Here is a 23972-nt window from a genome sequence, read left to right as displayed (position 1 = left end):
CGGCCGGGCGGAGTGGCCGGGGATGCCGGTGAACTAGGGTTGAACCATGGAAGATGCGGGGGATAGCTGATGGCCAAGCGGGGCAGGGGCCGGGTCGCAGGAGCCGCCGAGCCGGGAGTCGTGGACGTACCCAAGGGTTCCCGTCCGGCCGGTCCCGTGGCGGGGGTGTACTACATCGACACCGGAGACTGCGAGCTGATCCCGGACCAGGACAATTCCACCGGCTGGCTCCTGCGCATCAATGGCGTCATGAGCTCGCACATTGACCTCGCGGACCCGCTGTTCCTGGACTTCGAGTACATGCGCTGGATCTCTGCCTTGGTCGAGTCGCGCTGGCCCCGCGAGTCCAAGCCCAAGCTGCGCGCCCTGCACCTCGGCGGGGGAGCATGTTCACTGGCCCGCTATTTCCACGCCGCCTACCCGGACGCCCGCCAGGTCGTGGTGGAGCTGGACGGCAAGCTGGCCGACTACGTCCGGGGCTGGTTTGACCTGCCCAAAGCCCCGCTGCTGCGCCTGCGGGTGGGGGAGGCCCGGGAAGTCACCGAGAGCCTGACCCCGCAGACCCGGGACCTGATCATCCGCGACGTCTTCGCCGGATCACTGACCCCGCGCCCCCTCACCACGAGGGAATTCACCGAGCACGCCAAACGCGTCCTCGCGCCGGGAGGGGTCTACGTCGTGAATTCCGGCGACGCCCCGGACCTCAAGAATGCCCGCGAAGACGCCGCCACCATCGCGGACGCCTTCGCCTACACGGTGCTCATCGCCGATCCGGCCATGCTCAAGGGGCGGCGTTACGGCAACATGATCATGGCCGGCAGTGACCTCCCGTTCGACGACGATCCCGGCCTTGCGCGGCGCCTGCTCGGCGGTGCGGTGCCGGCCCACATCTGGAACGACGAGAAGGTGCGGGCATTCGCGGCCGGTGCCGCCGTCCGCCACGACCCGGCAGGCCAGGTCCCGGCGCCAGGGCCGTCCGAACCCCCTCAGCCGTCGACTGCTCCGTAACGGCCCTTTTGGGGCTCCATAAGGGCGCCTACGGAGCAGTCGATGGGGTTCCGCCCCGGCCCAGCAGGGCATCGCGGTGGGCTGCGGTCTGCTCCCGCAGGGCCTGAACGAGGGCCGCGACCGCCGGGCGGCGCATCGAATCGGGCCGCAGCACCATCCAATAGGGGAGCATCTCGGCAAATTCCTCCGGCAGGAGACGGACCAGGTCCGGATGGAGGTCGGCCGCGAAGCACGGCAGGAACCCGATCCCGGCGCCGGCGCGCGTGGCCTCCACGTGGACAAAGACATTGGTGGAGCTCAGCCCGTCCCGCATCGCCGGCACCAGCCGCCGCGGGGCATCCAGATCGTCCACCTGCAGCATCGAATCGACGAAGTAAACGAGCGAATGTGCCGTCAGTTCCTCCACGGTGGCCGGGGTCCCGTACTCGGCCAGGTAGTCCCGGGAGGCATACATCCCCAGCATGTACTCGCCCAGCTGTGCGGCCTCTGCCCGGTGCACCTGCGGCTCTCCGACCACCACCTCGATGTCCAGGCCGGAGCGCTGCTGCAGCGCCCGGCGCGTCACTGTGATGATCTCGACGCTGAGGCCGGGATGGTGGCGGCGGAGCCGGGCCACCGCCGGGGCGGCAATGTAGGCGCTGAAGCCGTCCGTGGCCGTCATCCGGACCACTCCGGTGATGGGATCCGGCGTGTGCCCGGGCTGTTCCAGGGTCCGGACGGCGCTTTCGACCTGCTCGGCCACCCGCACGGCCTCGGCGCCGAGTTCGGTCAGTTCCCAACCGCCCGACGCGCGCGAGAGCACCCGGCCGCCGAGCGACTTCTCCAGCGCCGCGATCCGCCGGGAGACGGTGGTGTGGTTCAGTCCGAGAGTCTGGGCCGCCGTCGTGAATTTCGCCGAACGGGAGACGGCGAGCAGGACCAGCAGGTCATCAGGATTGGCGTTCATATCTGCAATTCTGCACACATAGGGTGCCCGTTTGGCCATTGAACCGCCGCGGATGTGCGGCAATACTCAATGGAGCCATTTCAGTGCTGTGCGTCACAGCGCGTGTCACCGTGGACACTAAGGAGAACCAGATGAGCGTAAACGAACGCTCTGCAACATCCCCCGCCGCACCCGCATCCAAGGGTTCCGGGCTCAAGAAGATCGTCGCAGCATCGATGGTGGGAACCGTCGTCGAGTGGTACGAATTCTTCCTCTATGCCACCGCCGCCACCCTGGTGTTCGGCAAGTACTTCTTCCCCGCCACCGGCAATGAGCTGGACGGCATTATCCAGGCGTTTCTGACTTACGCCGTCGGCTTCGTGGCACGCCCGCTGGGCGGCATCGTCTTCGGCCAGATCGGCGACAAGCTGGGCCGCAAGCCCACCCTGCAGCTCACGATCGTCATCATCGGTGTCTCCACCTTCCTGATGGGCTGCCTCCCGGGCTTCGCCACCCTCGGATACCTGGCGCCGGCACTGCTGGTCTTCCTGCGCTTCATCCAGGGCTTCGCCCTGGGCGGCGAATGGGGCGGCGCCGTGCTGCTCGTCGCCGAGCACAGCCCCAACAAGACCCGCGGCTTCTGGTCCAGCTGGCCGCAGGCCGCCGTCCCGGTGGGCAACCTGCTGGCCACCCTGGTCCTGTTCATCATGTCCAACATGCTCAGCGCCGCCGACTTCCTCGGCTGGGGCTGGCGCGTGGCGTTCTGGCTCTCCGCCGTGATCGTGTTCGTCGGCTACTACATCCGCACCCACGTCTCCGAATCGCCCATCTTCCTCGAAGCCAAAGCCCAGCTGGAGAGCGAGCAGGCTGTCAGCTACGGCGTCCGCGAGGTCATCCGCAAGTACCCGAAGGGCATCCTGCAGTCCATGGGCCTCCGGTTCGCGGAAAACATCATGTACTACCTCGTGGTCAGCTTCTCGATCGTCTACCTCAAGACAGTGGACAAGTACGACACCTCATCCCTGCTGCTCGCCCTGCTGATCGCGCACCTCGTGCACTTCCTGATCATCCCGCAGATCGGCCGGCTCGTGGACAGCTGGGGCCGCAAGCCCGTCTACCTCGTCGGTGCCATTAGCGGCGCCACCTGGCCGTTCTTCGCCTTCCCGATGTTCGACACCCGCAACCCGGTGATCATCGTCCTGGCCGTCACCATCGGCCTGTGCCTGCACGCCTTCATGTACGCCGGCCAGCCGGCCCTGATGTCGGAGCTGTTCCCGACCCGGATGCGCTACGCCGGCGTCTCCCTGGGCTCGCAGGTCACCTCGATCTTCGCCGGTTCGCTGGCGCCTCTCCTGGCCACCCAGTGGCTCAAGGACACCGGCTCCTGGCTGCCGACCGCGGTCTACCTGGTGGTCGCCTGCGCCATCACCACCGTGGCAGTCCTGAGCCTGAAGGAAACCAAGGGCATCGCCTTGGAAGACGTGGACCGGGCCGACGCCGAACGCGAGGGCCTGTCCGTAGCAGCCGTACGCTGAGCTGCTTGAGTTACCTGGCGGCTTGAGTTTGCGGGCTGCTTGAGTTTGGGCCGGCCCCAGCCATGCTGGGGCCGGCCGCCTCATTAGATTTATGACATGGAAGGCTGAGTAATGGAAAACACGCTGAACGGACGCAAGGCACTGGTCACCGGCGGGGCCGGCGGGATCGGTGCCGCCAGCGCCCGCGCCCTGGCCGCACGCGGGGCCAAGGTCGTGATCGCGGACGTGGACGAGTCCGCCGCCGCGGCCCTCGCCGACGAGATCGGCGGCACCTCGTGGGCCGTCAACCTGCTCGACGTCGAATCCCTCCAGACGCTCAGCCTGGACTGCGACATCCTGGTCAACAATGCCGGAATCCAGCGCATCAGCCCGATCGAGGACTTCGATCCGGCCGACTTCCGGCGCATCATCACCCTCATGCTCGAGGCGCCGTTCCTGCTGATCCGGGCCGCGTTGCCGCACATGTACGCCAACAACTTCGGCCGCATCATCAACCTGTCCTCCGTTCACGGCCTCCGTGCCTCGCCGTTCAAGAGCGCCTACGTCTCGGCCAAGCACGGCCTGGAAGGCCTGAGCAAGGTCACCGCGCTGGAGGGTGGCGCGCACGGCGTCACGTCCAACTGCATCAACCCCGGGTACGTCCGCACGCCCCTGGTCGAGTCGCAGATCGCAGACCAGGCCAAGGTGCACGGCATTCCGGAGTCCGAGGTCCTCGCCAAGATCATGCTGACCGAATCAGCGGTCAAGCGGCTCGTGGAGCCCGAGGAAGTGGCGTCGCTGGTGGCGTGGCTCGCCTCGGACGACGCCGGCATGGTCACCGGCGCCAGCTACACGATGGACGGCGGTTGGTCGGCGCGGTAGTCCGCCGGCGGGCGCCGCCCGCTTCCAACTGCGGGCAGCCCAGTTAGTTCTTGCTGCCCGTCAGTGCCAGGGTGCCGCCCAGGCCGATCATCATCACGCCGCCGGTGGTGCTGAGCGCGGCGATCCGCCGGGGCGACCGGGCGAACCAGTGCCGTGCCGTTCCCGCCGCGAGGGCCCACGTACTGTCGGAGACCAGGGCGATCAGCAGGAAGACCGCCCCCAGCGTGGCGAGCTGGACCGGAATCGCGCCGGCAGAATAGTCCACGAACTGCGGGAGCACGGCCACGAAGAAAACAATCGACTTCGGGTTGGTCGCGCCCACAATGAATCCCTCGCGGAGCACCCGGGCCGTCGAAGACGGGTTGGCAGGGTCTGCCGCCGTCGCGCCGCTGCCGCGATGCCGGATGGCCTGGATCCCCAGGTAGACAAGGTAGGCGGCGCCGGCAAACTTCACCACGCTAAAGAGCAGGAGCGACTGGGCCAGCACCACCCCGACGCCCACGGCCACCGCGGCGATCTGCACCAACTCGCCGCCCGCGTTCCCCGCGACACTCAACAGACCACCCTTGCGTCCCAGGGCCAGCGTCCGTCCGATCACGAACAGCACGCTGGGCCCCGGGACGGCGATGAGCACGAGCGCCGCGAGGGCAAAAGCCAGAAGATTTGGGGCGGGAACCATGCCTGATCTTAACCCTCCCGGGGCGCTCCCGGGAGGGGCCCGGGAGGGGGAGACATGATTACCGCCCCGCAGGAACCTGCTGGAGCTGGGCCGTTTCGTCGGTGAGTTCGGCCCGGGCCCGGCCGTGGCCGCGGACCCAGAGCCGGTAGGCGAGCACCAGGAGGCAGAGCCAGACGGCACCGACGTATAGGGCCACCCGGGTGTCCTCGAAGGCGCCCAGGATCACGATCACCAGGGCCATGAAGGCGATGGTCAGCACGGATGCGGCGGGCCACCAGGGGGACGGGAACTCCGACGCCGGCAGTCCCTTGCGGGCGATCTCGCGTTTCATGGCGACATGGGAGGCCAGGATCATGGCCCAGACCCAGACGGTCGCGAAGGTAGCGATCGAGGCGATGATCAGGAACACGTCCTCCGGGATCACGGCGTTCAGGACGACCCCCACGAGCAGGATGCCCGTCATCATCACCACGGTCATCCACGGCACCCCGTGACGGGAGACCTTGCCGAAGCTCGCCGGGGCGTGGCCCTGCCGGGCCAGGCCGAAGAGGATCCGGCCGGCGCCGAAGATGTCGCTGTTGACGGCCGAGAGCGCCGCCGTGATCACCACGGCGTTGAGGATGTGGGGCGCGGCCGGGATGCCCAGGCTGCTGAAGATCTGCACGAAGGGGCTGCCGTTGCTGCCGATCTCGTCCCACGGGAACAGGCTCATCAGCACGCCGAGGGTCAGCACGTAGAACAGCAGGACGCGCACGGGGACGGTGTTGACGGCCTTGGGGATGACCTTTTTCGGATCGGCGGCTTCACCGGCGGTGATGCCCAGGGTTTCCACCCCGCCAAACGCGAACATCACTACCGCGAATGAGGCCAGGAGCCCTTCGAACCCGTTGGGGAACAGGCCCCCGTGATCAACAAGGTTGCCGAGCCCAGGCGCCACGGTGGCGCCGCCGGTCTGGAAGCCGAAGACGATGATCGCGGCGCCGCCGGCGATCATGGCGATGATGGCCGCCACCTTGATCAGGGAGAACCAGAACTCCAGTTCGCCGAAGACCTTGACGCTGAGCAGGTTCAGGGCCGCCAGGAAGAAGATGATGGCCAGGACCCAGACCCAGCGCTCCACGCCGGGGAACCAGAATCCCATGTAGATGCTGAAGGCCGTGACATCCGCGATGGCGACGATTGCCATCTCGAAGACGTAGGTCCAGCCGGTCACGAACCCGGCGAGCGGGCCCAGGTAGCGGCTCGCGTACTGGCCGAAGGACCCGGACACCGGATGCCGCACCGCCATTTCACCCAGGGCGCGCATCACCATGAAGACCGCGGCGCCGCCGATCATGTACGCCAGCAGGACGGCGGGGCCGGCCTTCTGGATGGCGGACGCGGAGCCGTAGAACAGCCCCGTGCCGATCGCCGAGCCCAGCGCCATGAAGCGGATGTGGCGGACGTTCAGCCCCCTGCTGAGTACGGAATCGACGGCGGCGCCGACGGCGGTGGCTGCGCCGCCGGTGCCTGCCTCTGCAGGTGCCGGCTTGGTGGCGGTTTGGGCTTGTTGCATGCGAATACCTTCTCGTCATTGGGAGGGGGATCGCTATCCAGCAGACCATGTCCGGCACTGCTGTGATGAGCCTCACGGGGACTTCGTGTCTTTGATTTCAGACTATGCGGCGGGCCGCGCCCGGGTTTCCCCACCTTTGCCGGGGCTCGACGGCGCGTGGCGCCGTGACGCCGGCGCGTCCCGGCGTCGTGGGGTCAAAGGTGGGGAAATTCCGCGCGGGCAACCCGAGAAAGTCGAAAACTCTTGACATCATGTTAGGTTTTCTTTACTTTTGCCATGTCAGGTTTGTTTTACATCCGGTTCATCGCGCGGGAGCGGCACATGTCATTCGAAGAAAAGAGCGCCTGGATCATGGGGGTGCTGGCGGCCGGAGCCTACGCGGTGTATCTGGCGGCAGTCCTCGGGCTGGCCGGGAGCATGCCGCTCACGGACGTGCCGTACGTGGCGCCGCTGCTCTGGACGGTCGGCAGCTCGATCGTCCTGTCGATCGTCCTCCACATTCTCATCCGCAGCCTCTCCGCCAAGGGCGCTGGCATGAAGGACCAGCGGGACAGGGAGATCTATCGCTTCGGCGAGCATATCGGCCAGTCCTTTGTGGTCATCGGGGCGGTGGCGGCGCTCATCATGGCCATGGCCGAGGTGAATCAGTTCTGGATCGCCAACGCCATCTACCTGGCCTTCGTGGCCTCGGCGATCCTGGCCTCCGTGGCGAAGATCGTGGCCTACCGGCGGGGCTTCCAGACGTGGTGAAGCCGACCAGGGTCACGAACTCCATCCGGCGCCTGCGGTTCGAAAACGGCGAACTGACCCAGGCGGAACTCGCCGATCGAATCGGCGTGACCCGGCAGACTGTCATCGCGATCGAACAGGGCCGCTACTCGCCGTCGTTGGAGCTGGCGTTCCAGATTGCCCATGTTCTCAACGTTCCGCTCGACGACGTCTTCCAGTACCCCGACTCTGAAGGAGAAGCATCATGAAAGCGATCATTCAGGACACCTACGGTTCCGTTGAGGTGCTGGAGCTGCGCGACGTCGACGTTCCCGTCCCCGGCGACGACGACGTGCTGATCCGGGTCCGGGCCGCCGGCGTCGACCAGGGCGTCTGGCACCTCATGACCGGCCTGCCGTACCTGACCCGGGTTGCAGGCTACGGGCTGACGAAACCGAAGACGCGCATCCGGGGCCGGGCCGTGGCGGGCCGCGTGGAGGCCGTCGGCCGGAGTGTGGTCGGCTTCAGGCCCGGCGACGAGGTATACGGGACGTGCGAGGGATCCTTCGCCGAATACGTGTGCGCGAAGGAAAGCCGTCTTGCGCTGAAGCCGAAGAACCTCAGTTTCGAGCAGGCCGCCGCCGTTCCCATCTCCGCCGTCACGGCCCTCCAGGCGCTCCGGGACACCGGCAAGGTCCAGCCCGGGCAGGACGTCCTCGTCATCGGCGCGGCCGGCGGCGTCGGCGCGTACGCGGTGCAACTCGCCAAGGCGTTCGGGGCGGAGGTGACAGGGGTGTGCAGCACTGCGAAGACCGATCTGGTCCGGTCGATCGGCGCGGACCATGTCATTGACTACACGCACGACGACTTCGCGGACGGGGCCAGGCAGTTCGACCTCATTGTCGACACCGCCGGCAACCGCCGGCTCTCCGTCCTCCGACGGGCCCTCAAACCCAAGGGAACCCTCGCCATCGTCGGCGGGGAAGGCGGCGGGCGGCTCACGGGCGGATTTGAACGGTCCCTCCGCGCGGCACTGCTCTCCGCGTTCGTCGGCCAGCAGCTCAAGGGCGTCATGTCGACAGAGCGCGCCGAGGACCTCCGGTTCCTGGCCGGGCTCATCGAGGCCGGCGCGGTGACGCCGGTTGTCGGCAGGTGCTACGCCCTGGCCGACGCGCCGGCCGCGATCCGGGACCTGCGCGACGGCCAGGTCCGCGGGAAGGCCGTCGTCACCGTGTGACCGTCTTTGCTGTTTGAGCGCGTCCTACGGTGTGTCCCCGCGGAAGCGGGCCACGTAGAGGCGCTGCCACGGCGTTTCCACCGTCAGGCGCCGGTACTGGCGGCGGACGTAGGACACCGCCTGGCCGGGCGGGACGCCGTCGAGGATGGCGATGCACGCCAGTGCGGTGCCCGTCCGGCCGATGCCGCGCCAGCAGGCCACTTCAACCCGTTCGGTCGCGGCCCGGCGCCAGGCTTCCCGGAACGCGTCAAGTGCGTCCGGCCGGTCCGCGGGCAGCCGCAGGTCCGGCCAGAGGAGCCATCTGGAATCCCATTCCACCGGGGGCGGCTGCTGCCCCAGCAGGTACAGGCCGAATTCGGGAAGCGGGCCGGCGGGCAGCGGATAGTGCAGACCGCGGCCGCGGATGCTCCGGCCGGAAGGAAGAACCAGGACGCCGTCCTGGGCCGGCTCCCACGTCTGCTTCATGCTCCAGATCGTAGTCCTTCGGCGGGATAGGCGGGGCAGGGTTGCGGGGCGGGGCCGGCGGGCGGATGCGTCGAACGCGGGATTGTCCGGTATTCCAGACAGGGCGTGCGGCTGACGGTCTGGCGGGCCTGCCCCGCCGGGCGCATGCTTAAGTACGGGATACCGGACACCAACCGTTTTTCGAAGAGGATCCATGCCAGCCACCAGCCCTACCCTGAACCATCTGCCCGCTTCCGCGGCGCCCGGAAATGCCCCGGCCGGCCCGGCAAGCAGCGCCGCGGGAGGCGCCGTGAGCACCCTCGGAACCGCTCCTGACGCCGCGACCGTGATCGCCCCCGCCGCTCCCGGCGCGCCTGCACCCAAGCCCGTCCGCCGGGCCGCCGCCGGAAAGGTGGCCTCGAAGGTGCCGGCGGCGGAAAACACACTGCGCATCCTCAAACTGCTGGCCTCCAGGCGGGGGCCGATGGCGGCGTCGAACATTGCCACCGCGTTGGGCTTGCCGCGCTCCAGCGTCTACCACCTGCTCGGCGTGATGGAGGCGAACGGATTTGTGCTGCACCTCCACGAGGAGCAGCGCTACGGCCTGGGCATCAGCGCGTTCGAACTCAGTTCGGCCTATTCCCGCCAGGAGCCGCTGTCCCGGCTGGGCCGGCCCATGCTTGCCTCGCTCGTGGATGTGATCGGCGAAAGCGCGCACCTGGCCGTGCTGCACGGCCGCGACGTGCTCTACATCGTGGAAGAGCGGGCCAAAAACCGCCCGTCCCTCGTGACCGACGTCGGGGTCCGGCTGCCCAGCCACCTCACCGCGAGCGGCCGCGCGATTCTTGCCGCGCTGCCGAAGTCCCAGGTGCGGGCCCTGTACCCGAACGCCGCCGCATTCACGGCCCGGCACGAAACCGAGTCGCCCATCATGAAGTACTCCGCGCTGTCCTCGCATCTGGACCAGGTCCGGCAGCGCGGTTACGCCACCGAACACGGTGAGGTGACGCCGGGCTTCGGCTCGATCGCCGCCGCCGTGACGGACCACGTCGGGTGGCCGACCGCCGCCGTCGCCGTGACTTTCCTCGAGGACAAGCTGCCCGCAGACCAGTGGCCGGCTCTGGCCGCCCGGATCCAGAAGGTCGCCGACGAACTCTCGATCCGGATCCACGGCCGCCCCGCCTGACCCGCCCCGCCAACCCCCCGTTGCGCTATCACTTATGGCTCCTATTCGGGTGTTTTAGGCGCCATAAGTGATAGCGCAACGGGGGAGAGGGGATGCGGCAGCGGGGAGCATTGGAGGCGTCTGAAATCCCGGACAGCACCCGTCCGCAAGCCCTGTTTACGCGGCCTCGAACAGGCTTTAGTTGATACAGAACCTCATTCCCTCTGATTCATTCAGCAGCACATTTCAGCACACACCTTCAGCACAGACACCACCACGAAACAAAGGAGCCCCTCATGGCACCCGCCGATTTCACCACCGGTGCCCGCCCGGTCAAAGCAGCCCGCGGCACCGAGCTCACCGCCAAGAGCTGGCAGACGGAAGCCCCGCTGCGCATGCTCATGAACAACCTCGACCCCGAGGTCGCCGAGCGCCCCGATGACCTCGTGGTCTACGGCGGCACCGGCCGCGCGGTCCGAAGCTGGGCCGCGTTCGACGCCATCACCCGCACCCTGGAAACCATGGAAAAGGACGAGACCCTTCTGGTCCAGTCCGGCAAGCCGGTCGGCGTCTTCCGCACCAACGAGTGGGCGCCGCGCGTCCTGCTGGCCAACTCCAACCTCGTCGGCGACTGGGCCACCTGGCCCGAATTCCGCCGGCTCGAAGCCGAGGGCCTGATGATGTACGGCCAGATGACCGCCGGGTCCTGGATCTACATCGGCACCCAGGGCATCCTGCAGGGCACCTTTGAGACCTTCGCGGCGATCGCCCGCAAACTCACCGGGGACGAGAACGGCACTCTCGCCGGCACCCTGACGCTCACCGGTGGCTGCGGCGGCATGGGCGGCGCCCAGCCGCTCGCCGTCACCCTGAACGACGGCGCCTGCCTGATTGTCGACGTCGACGAGACCCGGCTGCGCCGCCGCGTCGGCAAGCGCTACCTCGACGAGGTAGAGACCGACCTCGACGCCGCCATCGCCAAGGTCCTCAAGGCCAAGGAAGAGCGCCGCGGCTGGTCCGTGGGCTACGTCGGCAACGCCGCCACGGTCTTCCCGGAGATCCTGCGCCGCCACAACGCCGGCGAGCTCACCGTGGACATCGTCACGGACCAGACCTCCGCACACGATCCCCTGAGCTACCTGCCCGAGGGCATCACGGTCGAGGAATGGCACCGCGAGGCCGCGGCGGACCCGGAAGGCTTCACGAAGAAGGCCCAGGCTTCCATGGCCAAGCACGTCCAGGCCATGGTCGAGTTCCAGGATGCCGGCGCCGAGGTCTTCGACTACGGCAACTCCATCCGCGACGAGGCCCGCAAGGGCGGCTACAACCGCGCCTTTGAGTTCCCCGGCTTCGTCCCGGCCTACATCCGCCCGCTGTTCTGCGAAGGCCTCGGCCCGTTCCGCTGGGTTGCCCTTTCCGGCGACCCCGAGGACATCGCGGTCACGGACAAGGCCATCAAGGAGCTCTTCCCCGAGAACAAGCACCTGCACCGCTGGATCGACGCCGCCGGTGAGCGCGTCGAATTCGAAGGCCTCCCGGCCCGCATCTGCTGGCTCGGCTACGGCGAACGCGCCAAGGCCGGCCTGCTGTTCAACCAACTCGTCAAGGAAGGCAAGGTCAAGGCCCCCATCGTGATCGGCCGCGACCACCTCGACTCCGGCTCCGTCGCCTCCCCGTACCGCGAAACCGAGGCCATGGCCGACGGCTCCGACGCGATCGCCGACTGGCCGCTGCTCAACGCCCTGCTCAACACCGCCTCCGGCGCCACGTGGGTCTCCATCCACCACGGCGGCGGCGTCGGCATCGGCCGCTCCATCCACGCCGGTCAGGTCTCCGTCGCCGACGGCACCGACCTCGCCGCGGAAAAGCTCGCGCGCCTCCTCACCAACGACCCCGGTATGGGCGTCATCCGCCACGCCGACGCCGGCTACGACCGCGCCCTCGAGGTCGCCAAGGAACGCGGCGTCCGCATCCCCATGACCGAGTCCCGCTAACCCAGCCGCTAAACCCGTCGATTGCTCCGTAAATGCCGTTCTGAGCCTTGAAAAGGGCAGATGCGGAGCAATCGACGGGGGAGCTTGGCTCAACCACCAGATTTAGGTAGATTTCAATGACTCTCACAACCCACGAACCGCTCACCGTCACCCTCGGCTCCAGCGGCGTCACGCCCGAGGACGTCGTTGCCGTCGCCCGCCACGACGCCAAGGTGACCATCTCGCAGGAAGCCCTGGACACCGTCGCCAAGGTCCGCGCCCACATCGACGACCTCGCCCACAGCGAGGTCCCGGCGTACGGCATCTCCACCGGCTTCGGCGCGCTGGCCAACCGGCACATCCCCAACGAGCTGCGCACCCAGCTGCAGAAGTCGCTGATCCGTAGCCACGCCGCCGGCATGGGCCCGGCCGTGGAACGCGAAGTGGTCCGCGGCATCATGTTCCTGCGCGCCAAGACCCTCGCCTCCGGCCGCACCGGCGTCCGCCCCGTGGTCCTGCAGACCATGGTGGATGTCCTGAACGCCGGCATCACCCCGGTGGTCCGCGAATTCGGCTCGCTCGGCTGCTCCGGCGACCTCGCGCCGCTGTCCCACTGCGCCCTGGTCCTGATGGGCGAAGGCGAAGCGATGGGCCCCGATGGCGAGCTGTACGGCGCCAAGGGCGCGCGCCCCGTAGCCGAACTCCTCGCCGCCCACGGCATTGAACCCGTCACCCTGGCCGAGAAGGAGGGCCTGGCGCTCGTCAACGGTACCGAGGGCATGCTGGGCATGCTGCTGATGGCCATCGCGGACATCCGCCAGCTGCTCACGACGGCGGACATCACCGCTGCGCTCAGCGTTGAGGCGCTGCTCGGCACGGACCAGGTGTTCCTGCCCGAGCTGCACGCCGCGCTCCGGCCGCACCCGGGCCAGGCAGCCTCCGCGGACAACATGCTCCGGGTCCTGTCCGACTCGCCGATCGTGGCCTCGCACCGGATCAACGACACCAAGGTCCAGGACGCCTACTCGCTGCGCTGCGCACCCCAGGTGGCCGGCGCCGTCCGCGACACGGTTGACCACGCAGCCCTGGTCGCCTCCCGCGAACTGGCCGCCGCGATCGACAACCCGGTGGTCCTGCCCGACGGCCGCGTCAGCTCCAACGGCAATTTCCACGGCGCCCCGGTGGCCTACGTGCTGGACTTCCTGGCCATCGCCGTCGCGGACCTGAGCTCCATTGCCGAGCGCCGGACCGACCGGATGCTGGACCCGGCACGCTCGCACGGACTGCCGGCCTTCCTCGCCTCGGACCCCGGCGTCGACTCGGGCCTCATGATCGCCCAGTACACCCAGGCCGGCCTGGTGTCGGACAATAAGCGGCTGGCCGTCCCGGCGTCGGTGGACTCGATCCCGAGCTCGGCGATGCAGGAGGACCACGTCTCCATGGGGTGGCACGCGGCCCGCAAGCTCCGCCGCGCCGTAGAGAACCTGCGCCGCGTTCTGGCGATCGAACTCGTGACCTCGGCCCGGGCGCTGGACATCCGCACCCAGGTCTCCGGCGGCGAACTGACTCCGGGCCCCGCGGGTACTGCCGTGATCGCCGCGCTGCGCGACGTCGTCAACGGTCCTGGCACCGACAGGTTCCTGTCGCCGGAGCTCGAAGCGGCGGACGCCCTGGTGGCGTCGGGTGCGGTCCGGGCGGCGGCCGAATCGGCTGTTGGAAATCTCGCCTGAGAAGAAACAAAGTGCACTGCAGTTGAACATTTCCCGGCGCCCCCGAAATCTTTGGCGACACGGCCAGCGGGGGCCCGGGAACTGTAGTACAAATGGAAGTCCACACCAACGAAGTTGTGGCAAAGAACACATACAAAGGGGTAGAAGTTCAATGAAAGCACGCGGCACGGTACTGTCCAGACGCCTTGCATCCGCAGCCACGGTTTCCGACTGGAGCGGCCTCCGGGTCGGCGAACGGGTCGAAATCGTCAAGCACGCACAGGTCATTGCGGCCGGTGAGGTTGAAGAAGTCTCACTGAGCGGCAACGTCCTCTGGCTGGTCCCCGCCGGGCCGTCCGAGACGCAGCTCTTCCTGCAGTCCGACGGCGTCCAGGTGCGCCGCGTCTAACTCGCACGAGAAAGTCCCCGCCCTTCCCCGGCTCCGCACTTCGCGGTCCGGGAGGGGACGGGGACTTTCTGCGTTCCGGGTGGCGTTCCGGGAGGGCGATTCGACGGCCCCGGCACGGCCGGGACCGGACGCTGTCAGGCCCGGTTGCGGCCGCCTCTGCCCCCGGCCGCGGCTAGCGCGCCGCAAATGGCGGCGGTCCCAACAGCACGATGCCGCCGTTCCTGCGGGCCGACTCCTGTACCTTGCTGAAGTCCACGGGGCCCGCCGGGGCTGAACCGTCCGCCGAGCCGCCGGACGAACCATCGGCAGAGTCGTCGGGGGAGAGCGGCGTGCTCGCATCCCAGTAGAAGGCCTCGCAGCAGCCGGGCGTGTGCAGGCAGAGCATCCGCGCGGAGTCGGACACCACCATGAACGCGTGGGGAACTCCCCGCGGGGCCACGGCGAGGCCGCCGGCGCCGATCCGGTGATTCTCGCCGTCGACGTGCATGAGGATCTCGCCCTCGAGGATGAACATCGTCTCGTCTGAATCGGGGTGGCTGTGCAGCGGTGTCATCTTGCCGCCGGCCATCTGGTCCTCGAAGAGCAGGAACGCCCCGCCGGTCTCACCGGCCCTGGCTTTCCAGGTGTGAACTCCTCCGCCGAAGAACCAGCGGCGCTCGCCCTGTCCTTTTGTCCGGATGATGGTTGTCTGGCTGCTGACCGCTTCCATGGGATCGCCTCTTCGGGATCGCTTCTGAGGAATTTATGGGACTCTTGTCCCATAACAAGACTGGAGTACCATGAATTCCATGTCAACCCCCTACAAGGACGCAGGCCGGACGGGCCAGAAGCGCCGCACGTTCGAGGCTCTGGTAGCGGCCGCCCGCGAGGCGGTGGCGGCGGGGGAAGCCCCGACTGTTGATGGCACCGCCGCAGCGGCCGGCGTCGCCCGGAGCACGGCCTACCGGTACTTCCCGAGCCAGCGCGAGCTCCTCGCCGCGGCCCACCCGGAAACGGTCCGGCAGTCCCTGCTGCCGGCGGACGCCCCCGAGGATCCCGCGGAGCGGCTGGACGCCGTGGTGCTGGAGTTCACCAGGCTGATCGTCAACACGGAGGCGCAGCAGCGCACCATGCTCAGGCTGTCCCTGGAACGCGACCCGGCGGAGCCGGCGCAGGCTCTGCCGCTGCGGCAAGGCCGGGCGATCGCCTGGATCGAGGAAGCGCTCGCTCCGCTCCAAGGGACGTTGTCAGGTCCCGGGATCCGGGCGCTGGCCCTGGCCGTGCGCAGCGCGATCGGCATTGAGGCCCTCGTCTGGCTGACGGACATCGGCGGGCTCTCACGGGAGCAGGCCATGGCGTCGATGCGCTGGTCCGCGCAGGCACTCCTCCGGCAGGCCCTCGTGTCCGGGCCCCCTCCGGCGGCTGCCGGCTGACGCCTACCCCAGCAGCGTGTTGACCAGCCGGGCGGCCACCTTCGCGGTGCGGGCGTCGATATCAAACTCGGGGTTCAGCTCGGCGACATCCAGGTGCAGGAGCTTCCCGCTCGCCGCGACCTGCCGGCACACGGCACTAATCACCAGAAGCGGCACCCCGTACGCAGCCGGGGCGCTCACCCCGGGGGCCACCGAGGCCGGCAGCACGTCCAGATCGATCGTGAGGTACAGCGCGTCCACCTGCGCCAGGAACGCGGCCACAAACGCCTGGGCGGCCTCCGCCGAGCAGTCCTCGTCCAGCAGGTAGTCCACGCCGAGTTCCGCGGCGGTCCGGAAGAGCGCCCGGGTGTTGTTCGGCTCGGAAATGCCGACGACGGCGTAGCGCAGTTCGCGGCCGGCGGCGGCTTCCGCGCGGGCCATCTGCAGGAACGGCGTCCCGGAACTGGGCACGGCCTCGTCACGGAGGTCGAAGTGGGCATCGAGGTTCAGGACGCCCACTCTCAGGCCCCCGCGCACGGCAGACGATCCGGCGACGCCGAGGTAACTGGCGAACGCGGTTTCGTGGCCGCCGCCCAGAACGACCGGAAGCTGCCCGGCATCGATGAGCCGGGAGATGGCCTGCCCGGCGCGTGCCTGCCCGGCCTCGAGAGACTCATCGCGCACGGTTACGTCGCCGGCGTCGAGCACGTCCCGGTCGAGGTGGAAGGCGAGCGGACCCAGGGCGGCCCTGATGGCGGCGGGAGCGGCCGCGGCGCCGGTGCGGCCCTTGTTGCGGCGCACGCCCTCATCGCTGCCGAAGCCGAGGATGACGGCGGGCCGGGTCCGGGAGGAGGCCGTGGCCGGGTTTGCGGGCGGGGCGTAGGGGGCCACGGCCTGCCACCAGCGCCGGTGCTCGGCGCCGTCGCCATCGAAGCGTCCGGTCCAGGGCTGCGGCGGGACATCAACAGTGAGCGCAGAAGAATCCATGGTTCTAGCTCACCTCAGCCGGCACCCGAACACCAGCCGCTGCGCGCCGGGACTGTCCGGAATCCCGGAAACCCCGCCTGGCGGGGGGACAAACGGTGGCGCCCAAACAGCAGCGCCGAGCTAGCGTTTCGCGGCAATGTTTTCGAAAAACACTGCCGCGAAATGCCAACTCGGCGCATGGAAAAGGCGGGAGGACCCTAGTGGATGCCGAGGGCCGCCTCGATCGGGCCGATCGCGAAGAACAGCGTGAACGCGGCAGCCACAACCCACATGAGCGGGTGCACCTCGCGGGCCCGGCCCTGGAACAGGCGGATCAGCACGAAGGTGATGAAGCCCGCGCCCAGGCCGTTGGCGATCGAGTAGGTGAACGGCATGAGGGTGAAGGTCAGGAACGCCGGGATCGCGATGCCCAAGTCCTGCCAGTCGATCTTGCCGACCTGCGAGACCATCATGAAGCCGACGATCACGAGGGCCGGGGCAACGGCCTCGAATGGCACGAGGTTGATCAGCGGGGTGAAGAACATGGCCACGAGGAACAGCAGGCCCGTGACGATGGATGCCAGGCCGGTGCGGGCGCCTTCGCCGATGCCGGCGCCGGATTCGACGTAGATCTGGTTCGAGGAGACGGAAGCGCCGCCGCCGATGATCGCGCCGAGGGCGTCCACCTGCAGTACACGGTCAACGTTGGGGATGTTGCCGTTCTTGTCGATCGTGCCGGCCTCGGTGGCCAGGCCCACCATGGTGCCCATGGCATCGAAGAAGATGCTGAGCAGGATCACGAAGGCCAGCAGGGTGGCGGCGACGAAGCCGAGGTGCTCAAAGGCGCCGAACGGGTTGGCCTTGCCGATCAGAGACAGGTCCGGGGCGGCCCACTCGGAGAACTTGGGCGCGACAAGGGACCAGCCCTGCGGGTTGTGGGTCTTGCCGTCGAAGCTGGGACCAATGTGCAGGGTGGATTCCAGGATCACGGACAGGATGGTCGAGGCGACGATGCCGATCAGGATGGCGCCCTTGACCTTGCGCACCACCAGGGCGATGGTCAGGATCAGGCCGAAGACGAATACGAAGGTGGGCCAGCCCAGCAGCTTGCCGTCGAAGCCCAGGCCGACCGGAACGGTGGTGCCGGCGACATCCGGGATGCGGCGCACGAAGCCCGCGTTGACGAGGCCGATCAGGGCGATGAAGAGGCCGATGCCGACCACGATCGCGGTCTTGAGCCCGTCGGGGACGGCCTTGAACACGGCCGTCCGGAAGCCGGTGAGGACCAGGATCAGCATGGTGATGCCGGAGAGCATCACCAGGCCCATCATGTCCGGCCAGGACAGCCCGGGGTTGGTGGCCACCGTGACGGCGACGAACGCGTTGACGCCGAGTCCGGTTGCCAGGGCAAAGGGATGTTTGGCCCACGCGCCCATGAGGATCGTGAGGATGCCCGCCACGAAGGCGGTGGTTGCGGCGACCGCTGGGAAGCCGAGCGTCGTGCCTGTCGAGTCGGGCCCGGAGAGGATCAGCGGGTTTAGCACCACGATGTAGCTCATGGCGAAGAACGTGGCGAACCCTCCGCGGATCTCGCGCGAGAAGTTCGACCCCCGCTCGGAAATCTTGAAATACCGGTCGAGTGCAGAGCCCTGCTTGAGCATTAGTCCTCCGGGAGTGATGGGTGTTGCCTAAATCCTATTGGGAGCCCCGCGGCCAACCCTTTGTTTTCGCCTAGTCTGTAAGGAAGACAACACTAGGAGTAGCCTGCCCATGCGCCCTGTCCGACACCTTTTGAGTGCCCTGCTGGGCGCCGTCGTCTTTGCGGCCGTCCTGCTGGGAGCCGTCGGCCCGGCGTCGGCGCACGATACCGCGGAGTCCACGAGCCCGGCCTCCGGAGCCACCGTGGCCACACCTCCGGACAAGGTCTCCGTCACGTTCAACCACAATCCGCTGGCCCTGGGCTCGGAGATCCTGGTCAACGACGCCACCGGCGCCAACTGGGCGGACGGTTCCGTGGAGATCGTGGACAACGTCGCTTCACAGAAACTAAAGTCCGGCGCCCCTGCAGGGCTCTACACCGTGCGGTGGCGGGTGGCCAGCTCCGACGGCCACCCGATCGAGGGCAGCTTCACATTCACCGCCACCGCCGCCGCATCGGGCACGACGGCGGCTTCCGCAGTCCCAACGATGGGCACCGCCCAGCCGGGCGCAACGCAGGCGCCGGCCCCGGTGCCGGATGCATCGCAGCCGTTTCCCTGGAGCGTCATGGGCTTCGTCGCGGTGGGGGTCGGCATCCTGGTGGCCCTGGGCCTGATGGCCAAACGCCGCCTCACCCCGGACGCGGACAGCGAAACCGCCGACGACTCAGGCAGCGACGCCGACAGCTGAACCAAAAGCAACGCGGGATCAGTTGTGACCCATCCGGCGCCCTCTGATAGGCCATAACTGGCCCCGCGTTGCTAAGCGGGAGCCGCCAGGGCGAAGCCGCCCGGAAGGAGCGTGGGGAGGCCGTCCGGGTAGACCTTGGCGGAGATCGCCTGCCCCACCACCTTGGCCTGGCGCAGGACCTCCTTGGGCGTGGGGGTAATGAGCTCGCCGACCCCCACGAGGTACATCCCGAGGGCATGCATCGCCGCCATGAGGTTCTGTCCGGCCGCCATGCCGAGTTGCGAGAGCATGCGGCGCAGCTGGCTGTGGGCGCAGCGGGTCAGGACGAGGTGGTCGGCCAGGAGGACACCGCCGGGGGTCTGGACTGCCCACTGTTCGGTGGGGGCCCCGTCGGCCCCGGCCTCAAGGTGGTCCAGCTGCAGGGCCCGGATGTTGTTCCGCACATCGAGCTTGTGGCTTGCCGCGTAATTGCGCAGGTGCCGCAGGATTTCGTTGCGCTCCTTCAGGCTCGCGGCATCCGCCGCGTCGCAGCGCTGGAGCGAGGAGGTGTTGGCCGGATGGCCGGACCCCAGAAGGTCCAGGCCGTCCACAATGATGGACGCGACGCCGCGGCGCTGGAGCTCGCTGGCCACAGCCAGCCCGGACAGACCCGTCCCGATGACTACGGCCGTAGTCCGCTCAATCCCGCCGTACAAAGGCATGCTCGACACTGCAGGGTTCCTCCTCGAAATGGTGCCAGTCGCGGGGTGAAACCCCGGACGCTGACCGAAACCTGGTTCCGGCCGCAGCAACCCCAGTAGCTGCGTTCTGTAATGCCGGTCTCGGTTCAGCAACGCCTCGAAGGATACCCAAGATTCGCGCCGATGGATAGGGGAGGTAGGACATTGGCCGAAGTCCCGGATTTTCGCGGATTTCATGCCGGCCATCGTGGGGATCCGGCCCCGAATGCCCGGGAAACCAGGCCGGCAAACAGCGTGTTAACTCTGCGTAAATCCTTCGGCCGAGGGCCGCCGGACCCGCCCGGACGGCCGTCTTGTGTGTTCGAAATTTAGGGGGAATAGTGAGGAAAAACAGGGGTTCCTGGGCGCAGATTCGGGGCCGCCTCGCCGGTGAACGCCGGGCGCCGGTACTTCTGGCAGAATAGCCGCAACATCAGGCAAGAATCGCGAGGAGGCGGACCCCATGGGCCGTGAACAGGTGCATCCGGACCCGGCAGGGGAGACCGGCGGCGAGCAGGCGCCTCCGCGTGGCATCGTGGTGGGCGTGGATGGCTCCGACCACAGCCACTGTGCCCTCGTGTGGGCAGCCCGCGAGGCGGAGCGCCGTCGCCGCCCGCTGCACATCGTGACCGCCTATTCGGTTCCGATCTTTGCCGCATCCGGGCTCGACGGCGGCTACGCCACCGTGGACGACTCCGTGATCCGCGAAGGCGCCGAAGCGATCCTCAAGCACGCCCTGGACAAGGTGGCCGGCTACAACATCGACGTCGACGCGTCCGTGGAGAACGGCGACGCCTCCGGCGTACTGCTGGACATCAGCGAAACGGCAGAACTTCTGGTTTTCGGAACCCGCGGCCGCGGCGGCTTTGTTGGCCGGCTGCTCGGCTCCGTCAGCAGTGCTCTGCCCGCCCACGCGAAGTGCCCTACCGTCACCGTTCCGCTGATCTGCGCGGACCGCCTGGGTGAAATCACTGACGACAAGCACGTCCTGGCCGAACGGGCGAAGTCGGGCCACCAGCCTGTCGAGAACGTCGTAGTGGCCGGCGTCGACGGCTCCGACCAGGCCCGCATCGCGGTGCTTGAGGCTGCAGCACAGGCCCAACGGCTCTCCGCCCGACTGCGGCTGGTGTGCGCCGTGCCGCAGTACACCGGCTCACTGGCCTGGGTGCCCACCCCGATGGACCGCGATGCCTTGTTCGCGGACATCAAGGTCCAGCTCGACGCCGGCGTAGCCTGGGTGCGGAGCCACTTCCCCGGCCTGGAGGTCGAGACCCAGCTCGTGGACGGTTCTCCCGTCGACATTCTCGTGGGCGCCAGCCGGCACGTGGAACTCGTGGTGCTCGGCACCCGCGGCCGCGGCGGCTTCGCCGGAATGCTGCTGGGCTCCACAACCGACGGCGTCCTCCACCATGCCAAGGGACCGGTCATGGTGGTGCCGGACCGCGACGACCCCCGGCTGGCGGACAGAGCCAGCTTCGGCCCGATGCTCGGCGACTCCTAACCGCCCGGGGCTACGGGCTCGACGCCGGAAGGACGGTCCGCACATGGAGCACCCCCGGAGGCCGGACCCGTCCGGAGACGCGATCAAGGCCCAGGACGCGCCGGTCCTGGCCTTGGAACGTCTTGGCCAGGACATGCTGGCCGAGGCCGGCGGCAAGGCGGCCAACCTGGGCGAGCTGGCCCGGGCAGGCTTGCCCGTTCCCGCCGGCTTCTGCCTGACAACCCGGGCCTATCTGGACGCCACGGCCTCCGCGGCGCTGGCGGACGTGCACCATGCCATCGCCGCAACCGCCCCCGATGATCTGGCCGGACTGGCGTTGCTCGCCGCAAAGGCCCGGGCACTAGTGCTCGACGCCGCCGTCCCGGCCGGCATCGATGCCGCCGTGCGGGCCGCCTATGCGGCGCTGGGCGACGATACGGCGGTCGCGGTGCGGTCCTCCGCGACCGCCGAGGACCTGCCCTTTGCCAGTTTCGCCGGCCAGCAGGACACGTTCCTGAATGTGGTCGGCGCGGATTCCGTGCTGTCCGCCGTCCGGCAGTGCTGGGCCTCGCTGTGGACCGACCGCGCGGTGACGTACCGGGCGGTGCAGGGAATCAGCCCGTCCGCTGTGTCCCTCGCGGTGGTGGTCCAGCGCATGGTGGACGCGGCCGTGGCGGGGGTGCTCTTCTCGGCCAACCCGGTCACCGGGCGACGGCACGAGGCGGTCATCGACGCCAGCCCGGGGCTGGGGGAGGCCGTGGTGTCCGGGGCCGTCAACCCGGACCACTTCGTGATCGACGGTGCCACGGGAACGATCCTGGAGCGGCGGATCGGGGACAAAGGACTGCTCATCCGGCCCCTCCCCGGCGGCGGAACCGAGCGGGTGGCCCAGCCCGGAGCCGGGTCCGGGCCAAGCCTGAACGATGCCCAGCTGGCCGCGCTGGAACTCCTGGGCCGCCGTGCCGAGGTGCATTTCGGCTCGCCGCAGGACCTCGAATGGGCCATCGGCCGCGACGGTGCCGTGTGGCTGACCCAGTCCAGGCCCATCACCACGCTCTATCCGATGCCGGACAAGCCGCCGACCGGGCCGGGGCCCCGCGTCTATCTGTGCTTTAGCCTGGCCCAGGGCCTGACCCGGCCGCTGACGCCGATGGGCCTCGCCGGCATCCGGCTGATTGCATCCTCCGTGGCGGAGGCGGCGCATTTCCCGGTGCCGGTGCCCCGGGACGGGCCCTCGCCGTACGCGGAGGCCGGACAACGCATCTTCTTCGACCTCACTCCCGTGGTCCGGAGCAAGGCCGGGCGCGCGTTCGTCCCCCGGGTCTTCGACATCATGGAGGCGCGGTCGGCGGTGGTGCTGCGCCAGCTCTTCGCCGATCCCAGGTTCTCCGTCGTCACGAGCTCGCAGTGGCGGCTCCTGCGCCGCGTCGCCCCGGTAGCGGCGCGGGCGAGAGTCCCGGAGACCCTGGTCCGCGGCCTGCTCCGGCCCGAAGACGCGCTGCGCCGGGCCGACCGTGTGGGCGAACAGCTCAGGGCTGCCCTCACAGTGCCCGCCGCCGCCACGGCCGCGCAGCGACTGGACCACGTTGAGCGGATCCTCGGCCGAAGCGTCTTTCCGGTGGTTCCCGCCCTCATGCCTCTGCCCGCGCTCGGGTTCGCGCTGCTGGCCGCGGCCGGGAAACTCGCGGGAAGCCCGGGGAACGGGGCACTGCAGGACGTCCTGCGGGGCCTGCCCAACAATGTGACCACCGAAATGGACCTCGACCTGTGGGCGCTGGCTGCCGCCATCCGGAAGGACCCCGCAGCGGCGGAGGTGTTCGGTGGGACCGCACTGCCCGAGCTGGCACGGCGCTACCGGACAGGGGAGCTTCCCGGCGTTGTGCAGTCCGGGCTCTCCGGCTTCCTGAGCCGGTACGGCCACCGGGCCGTGGCGGAAATCGACCTCGGCATGCCCCGCTGGTCTGACGACCCGACCCACATCCTCGGCGTCCTGGCCAACTATCTGCGCGTGGACGACCCGACCCTCGCCCCGGACCGGCAATTCGAGAAGGCGGCGCGGGAGGCGGACGCGCAGGTGGAGCGGCTTGTGGCTGCGGCGAAGCAGCGCAGCCGCTTGCGTGGAGCGCTTGTCCGGGCCGCGCTGAGACGGACCCGGATGTTCGCCGGGTTGCGTGAACTGCCCAAGTACCACCTTGTGGAGGCGCTCGGCGCTGTCCGGCAACAACTCGCGGCGGTGGGGGCCGAACTCGCCGCAGCGGGGACCATCGACGCGGCGGACGATATCTTCTTCCTCGACCTGGGCGAGGCGCACGCGGGCCTGGGCGGCGCCGCGCTGCGCGGGATCGTGCAGCAGCGCCGGGAGGCGTACGTGGCCGAATTGGGCCGGCGGCACATTCCGCGCGTGCTGCTTTCCGATGGCACCGAGCCCGAAGCCGTGCAGTCCGACGCCGGCGGCCGGGGGGCGGGGGACGCGGACCGATCGGCGGGGGTGCTCTCCGGGACGCCTGCCTCGGCCGGGACTGTCAGCGCCCGGGCCCGCGTGATCTTGGACCCGCAGGGCGCGCATCTGGAACCGGGCGAGATCCTCGTGGCGCCGTCCACGGATCCCGGCTGGACGCCGCTGTTCCTGACAGCCGGCGGCCTCGTGATGGAAATGGGCGGCCCCAACTCCCACGGCGCTGTCGTCGCGCGGGAATATGGCATCCCTGCGGTGGTGGGTGTACCCGACGCGACATCTCGGATCGCCACGGGCGACGACATCACTGTCGACGGCGCCGCCGGCACGGTGACTCCGTCACAGTGACGCTGGCACCGTAACGC

At 68.7% G+C, this 23972-nt stretch carries 22 protein-coding genes; 14 read left to right on the top strand and 8 right to left on the bottom strand.

The annotated features are described in order from the left end of the window. Positions 1-69 precede the first annotated feature (69 nt). Complete coding sequence (locus ACVWYS_RS17505) at positions 70-1008, top strand: spermidine synthase (RefSeq protein WP_456507675.1); 939 nt, start codon at positions 70-72, stop codon at positions 1006-1008. 28 nt (positions 1009-1036) lie between these two features. On the opposite strand, the gene ACVWYS_RS17500 is transcribed toward ACVWYS_RS17505, so the two are convergent. Further along, positions 1037-1954 carry a LysR family transcriptional regulator gene (locus ACVWYS_RS17500; protein ID WP_344361266.1) on the bottom strand — a complete coding sequence of 306 codons (918 nt, stop codon included), beginning with the start codon at positions 1952-1954 and terminating at the stop codon, positions 1037-1039. Positions 1955-2085: 131 nt separating this feature from the next. On the opposite strand from ACVWYS_RS17500, the gene ACVWYS_RS17495 reads away from it, so the two are divergent. Beyond that, the gene (locus tag ACVWYS_RS17495) at positions 2086-3468 is read left to right on the top strand and encodes an MFS transporter (RefSeq protein ID WP_116765533.1); all 1383 of its coding nucleotides are present in this window, start codon (positions 2086-2088) and stop codon (positions 3466-3468) included. Positions 3469-3579: 111 nt separating this feature from the next. Further along, positions 3580-4329 carry a 3-hydroxybutyrate dehydrogenase gene (locus tag ACVWYS_RS17490; RefSeq protein WP_091250311.1) on the top strand — a complete coding sequence of 250 codons (750 nt, stop codon included), beginning with the start codon at positions 3580-3582 and terminating at the stop codon, positions 4327-4329. 43 nt (positions 4330-4372) lie between these two features. Here the strand turns inward: ACVWYS_RS17490 and ACVWYS_RS17485 are convergent, their stop codons facing one another. Together ACVWYS_RS17485 and ACVWYS_RS17480 are read right to left on the bottom strand one after the other, a co-directional pair. Continuing rightward, positions 4373-5008 carry a LysE family translocator gene (locus ACVWYS_RS17485; RefSeq protein WP_456507674.1) on the bottom strand — a complete coding sequence of 212 codons (636 nt, stop codon included), beginning with the start codon at positions 5006-5008 and terminating at the stop codon, positions 4373-4375. Between the two features lie 58 nt (positions 5009-5066). Then, a complete protein-coding gene (locus ACVWYS_RS17480; RefSeq protein ID WP_116765536.1) occupies positions 5067-6563 on the bottom strand; it encodes an amino acid permease in 1497 nt (498 codons plus the stop codon). A gap of 276 nt (positions 6564-6839) precedes the next feature. Here ACVWYS_RS17480 and ACVWYS_RS17475 point away from each other — a divergent pair, with 276 nt between their 5' ends. From ACVWYS_RS17475 to ACVWYS_RS17465, 3 genes are read left to right on the top strand one after another with little or no spacing between them, the layout of a single operon-like run. Further along, positions 6840-7313, top strand: a complete 474-nt coding sequence (locus ACVWYS_RS17475) for a hypothetical protein (RefSeq protein ID WP_456507673.1) — start codon at positions 6840-6842, stop codon at positions 7311-7313. Next, complete coding sequence (locus tag ACVWYS_RS17470; RefSeq protein WP_456507672.1) at positions 7307-7540, top strand: helix-turn-helix transcriptional regulator; 234 nt, start codon at positions 7307-7309, stop codon at positions 7538-7540. Before ACVWYS_RS17475 ends, ACVWYS_RS17470 begins: the two co-directional genes overlap by 7 nt. After that, the gene (locus ACVWYS_RS17465) at positions 7537-8508 is read left to right on the top strand and encodes an NAD(P)-dependent alcohol dehydrogenase (protein ID WP_456507671.1); all 972 of its coding nucleotides are present in this window, start codon (positions 7537-7539) and stop codon (positions 8506-8508) included. The genes ACVWYS_RS17470 and ACVWYS_RS17465 overlap by 4 nt, the downstream gene beginning before the upstream one ends. A gap of 24 nt (positions 8509-8532) precedes the next feature. On the opposite strand, the gene ACVWYS_RS17460 is transcribed toward ACVWYS_RS17465, so the two are convergent. After that, positions 8533-8973 (bottom strand): protein-tyrosine phosphatase family protein, encoded by a 441-nt coding sequence (locus tag ACVWYS_RS17460; protein ID WP_456507670.1) that lies wholly within the window; start codon positions 8971-8973, stop codon positions 8533-8535. A gap of 193 nt (positions 8974-9166) precedes the next feature. Here ACVWYS_RS17460 and ACVWYS_RS17455 point away from each other — a divergent pair, with 193 nt between their 5' ends. The 4 genes from ACVWYS_RS17455 to ACVWYS_RS17440 all read left to right on the top strand — a co-directional run bounded on the left by ACVWYS_RS17455 (position 9167) and on the right by ACVWYS_RS17440 (position 14208). Continuing rightward, positions 9167-10138 (top strand): IclR family transcriptional regulator, encoded by a 972-nt coding sequence (locus ACVWYS_RS17455; protein WP_344361246.1) that lies wholly within the window; start codon positions 9167-9169, stop codon positions 10136-10138. A gap of 275 nt (positions 10139-10413) precedes the next feature. Then, the gene (gene hutU, locus ACVWYS_RS17450) at positions 10414-12111 is read left to right on the top strand and encodes a urocanate hydratase (RefSeq protein WP_116765542.1); all 1698 of its coding nucleotides are present in this window, start codon (positions 10414-10416) and stop codon (positions 12109-12111) included. A gap of 116 nt (positions 12112-12227) precedes the next feature. Further along, complete coding sequence (gene hutH / locus ACVWYS_RS17445; protein WP_456507669.1) at positions 12228-13820, top strand: histidine ammonia-lyase; 1593 nt, start codon at positions 12228-12230, stop codon at positions 13818-13820. Between the two features lie 151 nt (positions 13821-13971). Further along, the gene (locus ACVWYS_RS17440) at positions 13972-14208 is read left to right on the top strand and encodes a hypothetical protein (protein WP_091250330.1); all 237 of its coding nucleotides are present in this window, start codon (positions 13972-13974) and stop codon (positions 14206-14208) included. Between the two features lie 172 nt (positions 14209-14380). Here the strand turns inward: ACVWYS_RS17440 and ACVWYS_RS17435 are convergent, their stop codons facing one another. Next, positions 14381-14917: a cupin domain-containing protein gene (locus ACVWYS_RS17435; RefSeq protein ID WP_344361238.1), complete on the bottom strand. Its 537-nt coding sequence runs from the start codon at positions 14915-14917 to the stop codon at positions 14381-14383. Positions 14918-14996: 79 nt separating this feature from the next. Between ACVWYS_RS17435 and ACVWYS_RS17430 the strand changes: the two genes are divergently transcribed. After that, positions 14997-15620 (top strand): TetR/AcrR family transcriptional regulator, encoded by a 624-nt coding sequence (locus ACVWYS_RS17430; RefSeq protein ID WP_344361235.1) that lies wholly within the window; start codon positions 14997-14999, stop codon positions 15618-15620. A 3-nt stretch (positions 15621-15623) separates the two neighbouring features. On the opposite strand, the gene hutG is transcribed toward ACVWYS_RS17430, so the two are convergent. Continuing rightward, entirely contained in the window at positions 15624-16586 is a 963-nt protein-coding gene (hutG, locus tag ACVWYS_RS17425; RefSeq protein WP_456510139.1) for a formimidoylglutamase, read from the bottom strand. A 197-nt stretch (positions 16587-16783) separates the two neighbouring features. Then, on the bottom strand, positions 16784-18226 hold the full coding sequence (locus ACVWYS_RS17420; RefSeq protein WP_116765547.1) for an NCS2 family permease: 1443 nt from the start codon (positions 18224-18226) through the stop codon (positions 16784-16786). A 109-nt stretch (positions 18227-18335) separates the two neighbouring features. Between ACVWYS_RS17420 and ACVWYS_RS17415 the strand changes: the two genes are divergently transcribed. Continuing rightward, positions 18336-18953, top strand: coding sequence for a copper resistance CopC family protein (locus ACVWYS_RS17415; RefSeq protein WP_116765548.1), 618 nt, complete (start codon positions 18336-18338; stop codon positions 18951-18953). A gap of 71 nt (positions 18954-19024) precedes the next feature. Here ACVWYS_RS17415 and ACVWYS_RS17410 read toward each other — a convergent pair whose 3' ends face one another. Then, positions 19025-19654, bottom strand: coding sequence for an NAD(P)/FAD-dependent oxidoreductase (locus ACVWYS_RS17410; RefSeq protein ID WP_116765549.1), 630 nt, complete (start codon positions 19652-19654; stop codon positions 19025-19027). A gap of 481 nt (positions 19655-20135) precedes the next feature. Between ACVWYS_RS17410 and ACVWYS_RS17405 the strand changes: the two genes are divergently transcribed. Together ACVWYS_RS17405 and ACVWYS_RS17400 are read left to right on the top strand one after the other, a co-directional pair. Further along, the gene (locus ACVWYS_RS17405) at positions 20136-21173 is read left to right on the top strand and encodes a universal stress protein (RefSeq protein ID WP_344361229.1); all 1038 of its coding nucleotides are present in this window, start codon (positions 20136-20138) and stop codon (positions 21171-21173) included. Between the two features lie 43 nt (positions 21174-21216). Then, positions 21217-23955, top strand: coding sequence for a PEP/pyruvate-binding domain-containing protein (locus tag ACVWYS_RS17400; RefSeq protein ID WP_456510138.1), 2739 nt, complete (start codon positions 21217-21219; stop codon positions 23953-23955). The last annotated feature ends 17 nt before the right edge of the window (positions 23956-23972 follow it).

The organism is Arthrobacter sp. TE12231, from assembly GCF_054062895.1.
This window is presented reverse-complemented; position numbering and strand designations above follow the sequence as displayed.